This window comes from Bacillus sp. EA-CB0995, from assembly GCF_055814245.1.
On the sequence record NZ_CP169269.1, the window covers coordinates 2,595,907 to 2,611,057 of the forward strand.

General features: G+C 35.4%; 7 protein-coding genes and 4 pseudogenes. 2 read left to right on the plus strand and 9 right to left on the minus strand.

From position 1 onward, the window contains the following. Positions 1–378 precede the first annotated feature (378 nt). Positions 379–1,368 carry an aldo/keto reductase family protein gene (locus tag ACEWFJ_RS13520; protein WP_473688900.1) on the plus strand — a complete coding sequence of 330 codons (990 nt, stop codon included), beginning with the start codon at positions 379–381 and terminating at the stop codon, positions 1,366–1,368. Positions 1,369–1,490: 122 nt separating this feature from the next. On the opposite strand, the gene ACEWFJ_RS13525 is transcribed toward ACEWFJ_RS13520, so the two are convergent. From ACEWFJ_RS13525 to ACEWFJ_RS13545, 5 genes and pseudogenes are all read right to left on the minus strand, one after another. After that, the gene (locus ACEWFJ_RS13525; RefSeq protein ID WP_473692489.1) at positions 1,491–2,390 is read right to left on the minus strand and encodes a LysR substrate-binding domain-containing protein; all 900 of its coding nucleotides are present in this window, start codon (positions 2,388–2,390) and stop codon (positions 1,491–1,493) included. 391 nt (positions 2,391–2,781) lie between these two features. Next, positions 2,782–3,726: a response regulator gene (locus tag ACEWFJ_RS13530; protein WP_473688901.1), complete on the minus strand. Its 945-nt coding sequence runs from the start codon at positions 3,724–3,726 to the stop codon at positions 2,782–2,784. Between the two features lie 4 nt (positions 3,727–3,730). Continuing rightward, a pseudogene (locus tag ACEWFJ_RS13535) lies at positions 3,731–5,046 on the minus strand (sensor histidine kinase). A 238-nt stretch (positions 5,047–5,284) separates the two neighbouring features. Further along, entirely contained in the window at positions 5,285–6,265 is a 981-nt protein-coding gene (locus tag ACEWFJ_RS13540) for a glutaminase (RefSeq protein ID WP_473688902.1), read from the minus strand. Positions 6,266–6,698: 433 nt separating this feature from the next. Then, positions 6,699–8,161 (minus strand): annotated as a pseudogene (locus ACEWFJ_RS13545) (alanine/glycine:cation symporter family protein). 1,102 nt (positions 8,162–9,263) lie between these two features. On the opposite strand from ACEWFJ_RS13545, the pseudogene ACEWFJ_RS13550 reads away from it, so the two are divergent. Further along, a pseudogene (locus ACEWFJ_RS13550) lies at positions 9,264–9,485 on the plus strand (IS4 family transposase); the annotation flags it as partial. 132 nt (positions 9,486–9,617) lie between these two features. Here ACEWFJ_RS13550 and ACEWFJ_RS13555 read toward each other — a convergent pair. The 4 genes and pseudogenes from ACEWFJ_RS13555 to ACEWFJ_RS13570 form a co-directional block, all read right to left on the minus strand. Beyond that, on the minus strand, positions 9,618–10,277 hold the full coding sequence (locus ACEWFJ_RS13555; protein WP_473692491.1) for a protein kinase family protein: 660 nt from the start codon (positions 10,275–10,277) through the stop codon (positions 9,618–9,620). A gap of 98 nt (positions 10,278–10,375) precedes the next feature. Further along, a complete protein-coding gene (locus ACEWFJ_RS13560) occupies positions 10,376–10,996 on the minus strand; it encodes a recombinase family protein (protein ID WP_230577000.1) in 621 nt (206 codons plus the stop codon). Between the two features lie 419 nt (positions 10,997–11,415). Next, positions 11,416–13,170 carry a glycine rich domain-containing protein gene (locus tag ACEWFJ_RS13565; protein ID WP_473688903.1) on the minus strand — a complete coding sequence of 585 codons (1,755 nt, stop codon included), beginning with the start codon at positions 13,168–13,170 and terminating at the stop codon, positions 11,416–11,418. 721 nt (positions 13,171–13,891) lie between these two features. Then, a pseudogene (locus tag ACEWFJ_RS13570) lies at positions 13,892–14,817 on the minus strand (carbohydrate binding domain-containing protein). Positions 14,818–15,151 lie beyond the last annotated feature (334 nt).

A 15,151-nucleotide genomic window follows, 5' to 3' on the forward strand; every position in this document is an offset into this window, starting at 1 on the left:
TCACTCAAAATCAGATGTTCTTTCCTTTTCACCATAAAAACACCCCTTTAGATTACCATATCCAAAGGGGTAGAGCATCGTAACATTTTTATAAACGTCGCGACTTTATTTTAAACATCGCAACTTTATTTTAAATCCATACATGCCCATCAACTTAAGAACAAAAACAAAATGGGCATGTCAAATCAACCTAGATAGGCACCATTATTAGCTTGATAGCGATGTGGTAATACCCAACAGCCTTGCAAACTTCCGAGTACACAGAAGGGCACTGTAGTCTTATATAAACTTTATATTAATTCATTATTAATAAGATATTATCCATATTAAAATATGGTCTTTATAATGAAGATATCACTTTTAAAAGGAGGAACTAGAATGGATTTTAGTAAACTTGGCAATAGCGGATTAACAATAAGCAAGATTGCATACGGAAACTGGATAAATCATGGGGGTAAAGTAGATGAGGATACTGCAAAAGAGTGTGTTAAAGCAGCACTAGATGTCGGTATAACAACATTCGATACTGCTGATGTTTATTCAGACACTAAAGCTGAAGAAGTACTCGGTCGGTCTTTACAAGGTATACGACGGGAGAGCATTGAACTATGTACAAAGGTGTGCCATCCGACTGGGAATGGGCAAAACGATAAAGGTTTATCACGAAAACATATTCTAGAAAATTGTAATGCATCTTTACGTCGGTTACAGACCGACTATATTGATGTCTATTATGCGCACAGATTTGACCCAACTACTCCTCTTGAAGAAACGATGTTAGCTTTCGCAGATCTTGTAAGACAAGGTAAAGTGCTTTATATCGGTGTAAGTGAGTGGACAGCAGAACAAATCACCCGTGGTGCAGCACTTTCACGGGAATTGAATATTCCGCTCATCGCTAGCCAACCCCAGTATTCAATGTTGTGGAGAGTTATCGAAACCGATGTGATACCAACCTGTCAACGTGAGGGACTTGGGCAAGTAATATGGTCGCCTCTCGCACAAGGTGTTCTCACTGGAAAATATCAACCCCAAAAACCAGTACCAACTCAATCACGTGCTAATTCTCCTGCTGGCAAACCATTTTTTTATAATCTTGCACAACGTTGGATGAACGACAATGTGCTCACTGCTATCCAGAAGCTCAAACCCATCGCACAAGAGATTGATCTTACCCTCGCTCAACTCGCAGTAGCTTGGGTACTACAAAACCAGAATGTTTCCTCAGCAATTATCGGTGCCTCGAGCCCGGAACAGGTAAGAGAGAATGCGTTCGCTTCTGGTGTCAAACTGGAAACTGAAATAATGAATCAGATTGACAAAGTACTAGAAGGTTTCGTTGAGTACGATCCGAGTAAAACAGGTTAAGTTTTTGCACGTGACTTAACCAGAAATATATACAAAATCTTTGTAGTCTTACTTTAAAACGTAAGTTAAATTAGAATTCTTCCTTTGTAATATTTTACTACCCATCCCATCAGGATGGGATTTTATTCTTGGTGATCAAGTTGTAAAATCGAATACACCTCTCTAACAACTGTTAAGAAATGATCTACTACTGTAGATTTTTCATCTTGTCTCCATGCAACATATAGATTTACTTTTGGTGTAGTCTCTTGGATTTTTTTATAGATAACCCCAGGACGTTTATAACTTTCCACCGACGATGGAACGACAGAAACACCCATTCCTGTTGCAACTAAATTAACAATAGTTTGCATTTGAATAGCTTCTTGAACAACATTTAAACTTACACCATAATCCCAAAAGTAGCTAACAATTAAATCATAAAAATTTGGACCCAAATGACGCGGAAACAAAATAAATGGTTCATCAATTAACAATTGGAGTGGAATTTCGGGTAATGAGGCGAAAGGGTGATCTTGATGTAAAACCAATCTTAAAGATTCTTCAGAACAAACTTCAGAAGATAGTATCTCGTTGTTCTGTTTAGAACGAATAAACCCAATATGAATTCGTTTCTCATAGAGTGCTTTTAGTTGCTGCTCCGTTGTCATTTCACGTAATATAAGATGGATTTTAGGAAAGCGTTCTCGAAATTTATTAAGAACTTCTATAACGATTTCTGTGGAATCGACAAAACCGATTATTAAGTTCCCTATTTTCCCTTCAGCTGCAAGTTGTGTTTCTTTTATGGCTCTTTCTAATTGAAACAGTGTTTGTTGGGATCCTTCTAAAAATATCTTCCCAGCATCCGTAAGTTCAACCATTCTTTTTGTTCGATGAAAAAGTTGAACTCCCAATTCTTCTTCTAATTTACGAATTTCTTGGCTTAGAGGAGGTTGTGCCATCCTAAGACGTTCTGCTGCACGACTAAAATTCAATTCTTCTGCCACCATTATGAAATATCGCATTTTCCTAATATCTATTTTCATCCATCCCTTCTGCTAAAATCCAATAAGGACTTCTCTTTTATTATCAAACTCATTTAGGTGCCTAGTATTTTCGTAGCTATGATTTTTATGTTTTACGGCTCTTTGGTATTAGGGAGAGGAGATGTTTTAGAGTTTATCGACCTGTTCCATAGATAAGGAAAAAAATACTTTTCTTCAAATAACCTGTCAGTTAGTTAAGTAACTACACAAACCCATTTTAACATAAATATCCAACAAAAAAATCACCTCAAAGAATAACTAAAGAGGTGATTTTTATCAAACTTTATTACAAATTATCAATCTTTATTATAAAGCTACAATAACTAGTCCAATAAGCATCCGCGAATCCATCATTTGAGATTAAGAATAAATAAGTAAGAGTTCGTCATTGCAATTCCAAATGTATCTGCTTCGCTTCAAAATAAAGAACTTGAATAAATCTTTTCATATCGATACGAGTAGGTAATGTTGGTTCATTATTCAATTCTGTCATCTTTCTCCTTACGATTGTAAAATCAAAAAACCTAGAAGCATAATTTTCAAACTTCGGGTTTAAAAAATCAGTAAGTCCAAGGGATGCTAAATGGTTTAATGATTGGTAAATTGCCCTCCGGATCCGTTGTTTGGAGGCTTCAATGGATCTTTTTAATTCGGCCTCTTCGATTGATTCTCCAAGTTTTGTTTGAGCTAAATTCATAAAAATCTCTCTTAGAGAGGGAAAACCTTTTTCAAACGTTTTATCTTGTTCATATTTATATAAATAATCCAACATGTCCATTAAATCTTTACTTCCGCTTTCAGTAGCTATCCCTAATTCGGATAGTAGAAAATGAATGGAATTTCGAAAATGGCTGGAAGTACTTATATGTTTTTCATTAAGGTATTTTTCCTGCGGACTTTGATAGATATCCAATTTAAGCACCGTATGGAGCGATTCGTGAATGTTTTTTATCGATTTTTCCAATTGGATTCGTTCGATGACTTTCTGAACGACTGCTAATACTTCAATTCGGTTAATCGGTTTGATAATAAAGTATTCAACACCAAGCGAATACGCTTCAGCAATCAATTCTTTTGTTTCTACTTGAGAAACCATGATGATTTTCCCTTTGAATGACGGTTTTATTTGACGAATCGTTTTTATTCCATCTTGAATCGGCATTAACAAATCGATAAATAAAATGTCTATATTTTTCAAGATTAGCATTTGTTGATCTACCAATGAGCCATTCTCAGCTTCTCCTACAACCTCCCCGAGATCTTCATCCTCGATAATTTGAGCTAACATTAAGCGAACCGCTTTCTCATCATCTACTACATAAAAATTCATAGAATCACCCTTTCCCAATTATGTGATCAATCCCTAATCTAATTATAAAAATCGATCCTTTCTCTTCGGGTCTGTCCTCAAACGTAACATCACCTTCAAGTTGTTCGACCATTTCTTTTACATACGATAGTCCGATACCCGTCGATGCGTTACCAGCGTCATCATATTTAGAAGTAAACCCAGGTTCGAAAATTGACTCTTTATACTTTGAGGAAATACCAGGACCGTTATCTCCTATTCGAAATTCAACCAAATCATGCTCTTTATTAATGTCAATTGTGATGGTTCCCATATCTCGGATAGCTTCTACAGCGTTTGCAACAATATTGTTTATAATTGATAAAATTGTGTAAATATGATAGTGAGGATGCACACCATCAATCTTGTACACAAATTGGATGTCTTTCTCTAGTAAACGGGCGTATTTCTCGTTTGCTCGTACGATGATGTTTACCAATTCATATATGGACATATAATCAGTAAAACTTTCATCAGAAATCAGCTTTGAAAGTCCAGCAAAAATACGTTGGTTATCCTTTTTAATTTCATGGACTTCACCAGCGATTTTCAATGCATGCTGCCGTAAATCCTGAACCTGAAAGCTCATCTGACCATTCTCTAAAGAGTCTAAACTTTTATATAAATCATAAGATTTTTTTGTTATATTTTCAGCATCTTGCAACGTTTTTTTTAAGTGAACAGCATCTTCATATAAATTGGAAATGAGCATGAGCATGTGTTCATTTTGTTTTTTAATTTGCCTCTCCCTCGACTGTGCTTCATACAGTTTCATCATATTGAAAAAGCTTATAACTATAAAACTGTGGGAAAATGCGACAACGATTATCTCATATAGTGCCTCTGGTGTAATAGTTGTTTTTAATACGAAATATTGAATCATTAATTCCACACAGTCCGATAATATTTCGATGATGAAGCCAATAAACCCAATCATCAATGGTTGGTGATGAAAGCGTTTGATTTTCGCTAAATAAAAGAGACAAGAATAAGTAAAATAAAAGAAAAAACTAGGATATTGGATATGAAAAGAAGATATCCAATCCATATTTTCCTGTGTGATGAGGTCTATCAGGATACGAAATTCTACAACTACCATTCCTGTTAAAAAACCCGGTAAAAATGCTGGCATTCGCCGAAATAATAACAAAAAAAGAAAAATGTTGGTGCACCAAAGCTCATTCGAAACGTCTCATTAAAGGGGAAAAACTTTATTTCACCTGCTAAAGGTACTGTAAATATCATCAGAACCAGAATATAAATGTCTTTTTTTACTAAATTACTGAGATTCAAGATTATCACTTCCCAATTTTGACTAACAATCAGTATACAAACCCGTTGACATTAATACAACACTTACTCTATTTTTTATAAAAACTATGTATCAGATATAAACGGAAGAATCAAAGATTGCGCGTATTCTCGATATTCTTCAACTTTAAAATGGGAAGGTACTATGTAACGCAAAAATGTTCAGACACATTATACGGTCTGAACATTTTTGTGTTCGTTCTGACACCAAAACATCCTTGATGTTTTTTTAGAAAATACTTAAATCCCATTCTTTTGCAATACGTTTCAATAACATAACTCCTGGTAAACTATTCCCATATTCATCAATAGCTGGTCCATAAATACCAATACCACATCCATCTGAAAACGGTAGTTCGCTCTTTAGCCTTGAGGGGACGAGTGTCATAATCCCTCCGGACACCCCACTTTTAGCTGGCAATCCGATGAAAGCAGCAAATTTACCAGATGCATTGTACATTCCACAAGTGAGCATTAATGCTTTTGTTAATCTAGCTACCTCTTTAGGTAGGACTTGTTCTTTACGAATAGGATGATATCCATCATGTGCAAGTATGAGTCCTATTAAAGCTATATCCTCTGTATTTATTTCTATAGAACATTGTTTCAAGTAAACCTCTAGTGCTTCCTCCACATCCGATTCTAAAAAACCATTCTCCTTTAAATAATGTGCTAAAGCTCTATTTCGATGGGCTGTTTGCCATTCAGATTGAAACACTTTTTCATTAATGACGGGACGCTTCCCTATCATTTTTTCGATTAATGCGTAAAGAGTTTCTAATTTTTCTTGTGCCGACGTTCCTGGCAGAAGCGAAGCTACCGAAATCGCTCCGGCATTAATCATAGGGTTAAACGGCTTTCCTGGTTTATGCATCTCTAAACGAATTATCGAGTTGAAAGCATCTCCAGTTGGTTCTACATCAACCCGCTCTAACACATAAGTAATACCTCGGCTTAAACAAGCCGCTATAAAGCCGATTACTTTTGATATGCTTTGTAAGGTGAAAGGTACGTCCCAATCCCCTGACTTTATCATTGTTCCATCTGGCTCTACTATACAAATACCTAATTGCGATAAATTTATCTTTCCTAAAGCAGGAATATAACTGACGTTTTGTCCTTTAGCAGCATAGGATCGATAATGTGCTATCCATTGATCTAAGCAAGCTTTCTTTTGACTCTCAACTTGAACGCTATACTCCTTTATCATTTAACCATATTCCCCCGTCCTATTAATTTTATATAGTATAAATTTTTCTTTAAAAGATTTATAAAGAATAGAAAAAAGTGCAAAAAAACACTGTCAAGACGGTCACCTTTCTTTATAGATTGATAGGTAATAGCACATTCAAGTTTTATATAACCTAACCAATTATAAGCTATATTACTCTCAAGGGTAATTCAATGCGGCCAAATCAAAGACAGCTGTTTTTTCTTATTCTATCGATATAAGCAGCTAAGCATATATTCACTTGATAGACCTGTGATGTTTGAGAAATCGTTTTAAAGGAATCGACCAGTACTTTCGCTGTTTTTCAGGTCCCTCTTTTCAAGATCTTAATATAGTTACAATATATTAAGGTCTTTTACTATTTTGCATCTGTTAGTTAACAATTTTTTTGCACTAGAACCAAGAAAGATATTCAGACATATTGCAGTCCGAATATCTTTCTTATTACATACTTTTCTTTTTCTGAAGTTGAAGCATCCTGATAATGCTCCCAACATTCAACGTTTTCAATTCCTTTAATGCTGTCTTTATAAAAAATAGGATCTTTACCAGCTTTTTCTGTTTCATGTAATCATGTAACGCAGCAAAGGCTGTTTTTGATAGGAATGTAATAGCAATTAAATTTATAATAACCATAAAGCCCATAAATAAATCCGCTAAATCCCATACAAATTGGATCTTTGCAACAGAACCGAATACAATCATGGCTAATACGCTTATTCGGTATACCATCAACCATACTTTACTATTGTTTAAGAATCGAATATTTGTTTCTCCGTAATAATAGTTACCAATTAACGCACCGAATCCAAATAGGAAAACAAAGATAGCAAGGCAGCCTGACGCCCAAGAACCGATGTGTTCACTTAATGCTGCTTGTGTAAGTGCAATACCATTTAGATCTGGTTGTTTGTATGCATCAGAAAGTAAAATAATAAATGCTGTGCTTGTACAGATAATCAGTGTATCCGTTAATACGCCAAATGCTTGAATCAGTCCTTGTTTCACCGGATGGCTTGTTGTTGCCGTTGCGGCAACGTTTGGCGCACTTCCCATACCAGCTTCATTAGAGAATAAACCACGTTTAACTCCATTCATGAGCGCTGCGCCGATTGAACCGCCCGCTATTTGTTTAAAGCCAAATGCGTTTTGAACAATAAGAGAAAGAACTTCCGGCATTTTTGTTATATTCGTAACTACAACAAATAACGCAACACCAATGTATAACACTGCTAGGAACATTACCTTGTATTCAGCCATTTTTGCAATACGCTGCACACCGCCAAAGATAATCGCAGCGAAAGCAATTGCCATGATAATCCCTACAGTTAAACGATCTGTACCGAATGAGTTCTCAAAAGCAAGTGTAACGGTATTTGATTGGACAGAATTGAATACAAGACCGAAAGTAATCGTAATTAAAATGGAGAATAATACTCCCATCCAACGTTTGTTCAATCCTTTTTCCATATAATAAGATGGACCGCCGCGGAAACCATTTTTATCTTTTACTTTATATATTTGCGCTAACGTACTTTCAACAAAGCTGGATGCTGAGCTAATAATAGAAATAATCCACATCCAGAATACTGCTCCAGGACCGCCTAATGCAATCGCAATCGCAATTCCTGTGATATTTCCCGTTCCAACGCGAGCGGCCATACCAATACAGAACGCTTGAAATGGAGAAACTTCGTCTTTAGAACCAGCTTTCCCTTCCATTAACACACGGATCATTTCCTTTAACATTCGAAACTGTACAAATTTCGATTTAAATGTGAAATAAATTCCGCAAGCAACAAGCATAATAATTAACAATTTAGACCACAGAAAATCATTTGTTAATCCCAATAGATCCGACAAAAATTGTTCCATATCATCACCTCATATTAAAATTTAGTAGCCTCTAATCCATATAAAATAATTTTAATTTTCCGGCACGACTAAACTCGTCTCATATACACATGTAACACAGGTAAAAATTTTCTGTGAAAATGGTATTTCCTCATTTATACGAATATCCATAACATGTAACCGTACAGCTGACATCTTAAAGGGCCTGACGCTTCTACATGTGAATGCTCTAGCTCCTCCTGCAAAAAAATAGTTTTTATCCAGAAATGTGGCTGCACCATCATACTTGTTCCGTATGCCGGATTTTTAAATTGGACTTATATAGATCCTTTTTGTCTCTTTTTATTATTTGTACAGGTAATTAAACAAATTTTCCGAAAATAAAAATAATTTTAAGCGCTTTCATATTTGTTTTAGAATAATGCCTCTTTAGTTTATAAATTAAAGTTTCTTAGAAAAGCACTTGACTGCTCTGGTATTCCCTTCTAAATCAATACATGATATCAGTAGATCTACTCCCTTCACTTGTCTTCAAATTTTCACACCAGAACTTTCATTAATTTATAATCAACACTACAGAATCTCACCAAAAAATACATGGTTTTACAAAAAAGATTTTTTAAATATCAGAAAAGTGATTTTGGTGCAAAACTTCGAAAAAATTGCAATCAATCTCTAAACCTTCAACATACTGAAATTATTATCCTGAAAAGAGTATGTGATTAGTATGGAAAAATAAATCTTGTTTAGCTAAAGGTTGCCTTATTTGAGGAAGTTAGTAGAAGAGTAGAATACTAACTAAGGGAATTGACTATTTTAAACTGAAATTAGTTTAACGTTGAAGACCCGCGTTTTTCTGACATATCCCACAAGGATTCAGCATGCTTGTATCATTTTAAACAACTATATAGCAAAAAAATATAATAAACCGATGATTCCTTAGTGTAGGAATCATCGGCTTTCTTCATGACGAAATTACTTAGCGTACGAAATTACTTAGCGTACGAAATTCGCGTTTTGTTGGTGCTACCCCATCACTATCAAACTAAGGTTTTACACTACCCATAAAGCCCAAAAGACGTTATTCTTTCTGTAGAATCATAGGAAAGGATGGCGTTTTTGCATGTCTATTTCTGTATCTGATGAATTACAACTATTTGCTCAAGAGATTCAAAGCTTTTTATCTCCAAATACCTTACGAAATCTTGCTAGAGATGTTGGTTTCGTACAACGAACCAGTAAATACCAAGCAAAAGATTTAATCGCTTTATGTATATGGATGAGTCAAAATGTCGCTACAACCTCTTTAGCCCAGTTATCTAGCTGTTTAGAAGCATCCACAGAAAATGAAAAGCTTACTGATTACTTCATGAAGTTATAAAATTAGGACTGTACATATTAGACATATCTAAAATGTACGGTCCTTTTGTTTACTAGTGGTTCACTTATCTAACCTAAAGATAAGTATGTGGTCCTTTTACAATTTTAATTTCTTTTTAAGCTTCTTATATTTTCTATATGAACGTCTAACAATGTTTAACATGAAATACGGTATTTTAACAGGGAAAGGCAATTTATAAATGAAAGGCAAGTAAAATGTAAAATATGCCTTTTCTAGGTCTCTCCACTTACTATCTTCTTTTGTTTTTAAGAAATCAGATACATCGACTACATATCCCCTTCCATTTTCCATCATCACATTTTTCCCGTGAACATCACAAGGAGTTAATCCTTGTTCCCTTGCATACTCTAAAGCTTCATTGATATCAAGGATTACCTGCTTAGGAATTTTAATCCCCTTATGAATAGCATCGTATAAGGTAATTTCTTTTAAACGTTTCAATACTATGAAATTTTCTCCTTTATATATAAGCTTCGAATAAGAAGGATGATTTCCGATTCTTCGGTATACTTCTGACTCTTTTTCAATTCCTTCTCCTTCTCGCACGTAAACTTTCACTACCCAATCTTTGTATTCTTTGTGCATAAATACTGCGGCATAATTACCTGTCCCTAAACACTTCCAAAGTCTAGGAATATCTTTAACTACTACAGGCTCGAATTCATCCTCACTTCTTATGCTTACCTCTTTTAATAATTCGTCCTTTATCAATCCCACAAAACTATTTATACTCATCATTTCCACTCCGGTTTTGTTAAAGGGGTCCCACCCACATTTTAACGAATGTTGGTGCTACCTCAATTACTATCTTAACAAATTAAAATTTTGTCTCTCTATTCTTTCATTCTTTCCTCATACTGTTTGGCAAGTTTATAAAATGAAGATCGTTTGATGTCATACTTTTTCATAGCTCCTACTGCTGTAATTGAACCGGATTTCCATTCCTTATAAGCTTCAATAAATTTTTCTGTTATTTCGACAGGAGGACGTCCTAAATGTTTACCTTGTTTTCTGGCAAGAGCAATTCCTTCAGCTTGACGTTGTTTAATATCGATTCGCTCTTTTTCTGCAAAGGCTGATAGTATTGTAAGTGTTGCTTTTTGAATTGCGCTCTGAATGACGTCATTTGTACTTTCACCAGTGTAATTGACGTTAATATACGGTTCCTTTATAAATTGTAAATTCACTTTATGCTTTTCATAGTATCTAAATTCTTCTAATGTATCATTCATATTTCTTCCAAGTCTTGTTAAGGAATCAAACACAATGGTATCCCCTGTACGAACGAGACGTTTTAACATTTGGTAGTTCTCTCGCTCCATATTTTTTCCAGATTCTTTATCAATGAAAATATCTCGATCTTCTATTCCTAAATCTTTCATATTCTGAATTTGGCGTTCTTCGTTTTGATCTTTACTCGAAACTCGGACATATCCAAATTTTTTATGCTTCATATGCTACACCTAATTGGTAATTATACCAATTATGTCTGTAAAGATATATAAAATAAAAAGATGTCTGTAAAGTGAGAAATCGATATTTACAGACGTGGTTTTTTATAGTTTTCTATGTATCTGTAAAGGTATACTTTTACAGATAACTCGAGGGATTAACTTAACACTAAATACATGAAAGTAAAAAATGTATCTAAAGGTGTACCTTTTGGAACAAAAAAAGAATCCTTTTACAGCAAGGATTCTTAAACAGGAAATTACAAATATATAACAATAAGAGAATTACTTATATTGGTCAGATTAAAATTTACTTTTTCATATTTCTATTTTCTTAACTTGATAGCGATGGGGCGGGACCCCAATAAGAACGGTATCTAAGGTTGTATGAGAGGTAGAGGATAGGAACCCTTCTACTTAATTTATTTTGATTGATCATGAGGAACCGTTACAGTAGCTGTTTTGGTTGTAACATTCCCTGTGTTGTCCTTAGCAGTGTATGTCACAGTGTATATACGTCCATTTCCACTGCCCAGTCTATCTGCACGAAGTTCAAAGGAGTCAGTGGATCCACTAATAGGTTTATTATAATTTGCATTCTGAATATCATCAGATTGAAGTGTTTCATTGCTGGTAATGGATGTTAACACTACTGAATTGATTCCTGATGTACCAGTACCATCAGAAGCATTAATTGTAGCTGTAATCGGAACCATTTTATGATTAGGCGGCCATATTGTTGTTTTGTCTAAACTGATGTTTAGCACAGGAGCTGTCTTATCTAGTTTAATTGTTTTTGTATTAAATTGTTCGGTATTTCCGGCGTTGTCTACGCTCCAATAGGTTAGAGTGTGGACTCCTTCATCAGAAATCGTGATTGCATTTCCACTCTGTGTGGAACCATTATCTAGTTGATAATAGGTGGAAGCAACACCAGAACCCCCATCATTATCAGTTGCAGTTAAGTCAACGGTAACATCTTTATTCACCCAATCTGTTGGTGCGTTATCGGTTGTAACAGGTACCGTCTTGTCAATTTTTACAGTAGTGGTATGTTGTGTCTCTACATTTCCAGCGTTGTCTACGCTCCAATAGGTTAGAGTGTGGACTCCTTCATCAGAAATCTGGATTGTATTTCCACTCTGTGTGGAACCATTATCTAGTTGATAATAGGTGGAAGCAACACCAGAACCCCCATCATTATCAGTTGCAGTTAAGTCAACGGTAACATCTTTATTCACCCAACCTGTTGGTGCGTTATCGGTTGTAACAGGTGAAGTTGTGTCATCAAGTTTGATAAAGGTGATTCTTGCGTATCCACTCCCTCTTTTACCTGTTTCCTTCCCGCCAGATGGAGAAGGCATGGATTGGTTTCCTTCAATGGTCTCACCATCGGAAACCCCACCAATATAACTCGATCCACCGCCACCATAACTATATGTGTTTTCGTTTTCACCATGATAGCCTCCATACCAACCGCCACCACCAGCACCTGAATTAAATGGAACGGAAATAGGTTCCCCTTGTCCGAAGCTGTATCCATTTGTTTGAGTAGCCGTTTTATTGTTGCCATACGAAGGTCCGCCAGAAATACCGCCAGCATAACCTCCATCCATATCACGCTTTCCGCCGAAATCTACACCGCCACCGCCACCAGCTACTATTAAAACGGCAGATTTGTCATTACTTAGACTTGCAAGCAATCCATCCGCCGTGGCGATATGGGTAGCACCACCGCCAGCAGATCCGTGCCTACTGTTTCCACCACCGTTATAGCCGCCAACTAGGGCTGGGGAAACAAAAGTATTTGCACCTTGTCCTCCGACGACGACATAGATGGTTTCGCCTTTGGTTAAACTGACTTCTCCTTCTGCGTAACCACCCAGACCTCCTTGGTGGTAGGTGGTGGTTACGATCGCGGTATCATTTCCGCCTTGTGCACCCCAAGTTTCGAGCTTGTATGTTCCAGTGTAAGGAACAGTAAAACTTTGAACGTTACCTGTGTATTGAAAATCCCACGAATTTGAATCTGCATATGCACTTGAATTGCTTATTAATGGTATTCCTCCCAATGAAATCCCTACGGATAAAACTAAACATGATAGTGTCTTTTTGGTAAATATTTTTGAAATTCTTTTCAAACCATTCTTTTGTTTATGTAACCAATGGCTAGTCAAGATACATCAACCTCTCTATCTAGTTTTAAATTGTTATTAAAACAAAACTATTTTTTATGGTTGTTCAAATCCAAACAGTTTAAATTTTCAGACCGAATTATCGACAAAAATTTAGAAATCCACCCTTCACATAATTATGCTTGCAATTAAAATTCCCCCAAAATAGCCAGTATTTAAAATTAGAAATGACATTCCCCCTTAAAGAGAATTTAATAATACGTGAAATTATACGTTATAACAAACAAAAAAATTCTCACGCTTTGTAATTTTTTCCGGAAAATAGAAATTTTAAAAAATTGATTTTATGAAGGGGAATCGTCTTGAAAATGGGCTTAGCGTTGTAAATCCGCATTTTCCTGACGCTACCCCTATTAGAGGTAGCACGCAAATTAATTCGCTTAGAGTAGTAAAATTCGACATTGTTGTAACAAGAAGCATAAGATGGCCGTTTTGGTCAACTTATGCTTTCAGGATTTGAAGAATATTTTTAATATCGCCTTTAAATAAAGTCGCGACTTTTAGGGATAGCATCACATCACCATCAACCTCAGAATAGCAAATACTCCAAAACGAAAAAACGAGCTGACTTCTCATAAATACATGTAGAAAGAACAAACTTCGTTTTGGATACATTTCAAAGTCTCAAGTCGAAAGGCATATGGCGGCTCATTTCTAGAATTGTTTTCATGTGTCAATGATAGAAATATATTGTTTATTTTGCTTACTTTTCAACTAGTACGATATCATCAAGATAGGCATCACCGATTACACTTCCATTAATTTGTAAGAAGAATGTATATGGATTATTAGTATTTAGAGTAGTAAATTCAACCGATTTTTGTTCATACTGTGAGGAAGTAAACTCCATATAAGGTGTGTCTTTCCCCCAGGAGACAGTGCTCCTACAAATAAGCTTTTACCAGGAGTCGTTACTTTTCCAAATGCGGACATGATGTATGTAGTATTAGGCTTCAAAGTTACTTCCCCCATAAGTGCAGCGTATCCTCCACTTAAATGAAGTCCTTTAGAATTATTTACTCCTGCATGATCTTCAATATTGGAATTTATATCGCCATATGGTTTAAGAGGTTCTAAACTTGAATTGTGGTCAAAATCCATATTTATAATATAAGATTTCTCCTTTTCCTTTAATTGTACATTATCAAATTTAACCCTCCCATTTGCTGTAGAAGCAAGTTTGACAGCAAAGTTTGACACATCTTCCCCTGTTTTAAACTTCATCTCATGATGTTCTGGCTTAAATCCTGTATACTGCTTCTTTGTTAATGGAACTATTTCTTGATTGGCATTCAGATTACCTACTGTTACTTCTGATGGAGAAACTATACTTCCCGCTATATCAAATGTTAATGTATATTCTGTATTCGGCTTTACCGTAACAAGCTGATAGGCTGTGTCTGCATGTATTAATTTCAGATAATGATTGCCTGTTTCAGAAGTGCCGATATTCTCGGTAGAAGAGTTAGGATTAGATAAAATCCAGTTATTTAGCCCATCCTCAAAGTCTCCATTCCTAACTTGTTCATTTGCAGATGGACTATCTGCTGATACAATACCTGAAAAACCTATACTGGCACTTAATACAATTGCTGTAGAAAGTACTCCTATACCGCCTTTTTTAAACAATTTCTTCATCTCCTTTGGTCAGATTTAAATTTACTTTTTTATATTTCTATTTATATTTCTATACATATATGGATAAACCTGCCAAGAGAAACTTTATCAATAGTTGAGTAAAAATTCTATTTAGGAGTCTCGCCATATGCCTATCAAGCTAACATAACAAAATCCACCTTAAAATGAAAAAATACGCTATTCTTTCTGTAGAATCATAGGAAAGGATGGCGTTTTTGGTATGAACTTATCGAATTTTGATGAACTAGAATTGTTTTCTAAAGAGTTGCAACGATATATGTCACCATATGATTTGGAGCAATTAGCTAGAGAGATAGGATTTGTT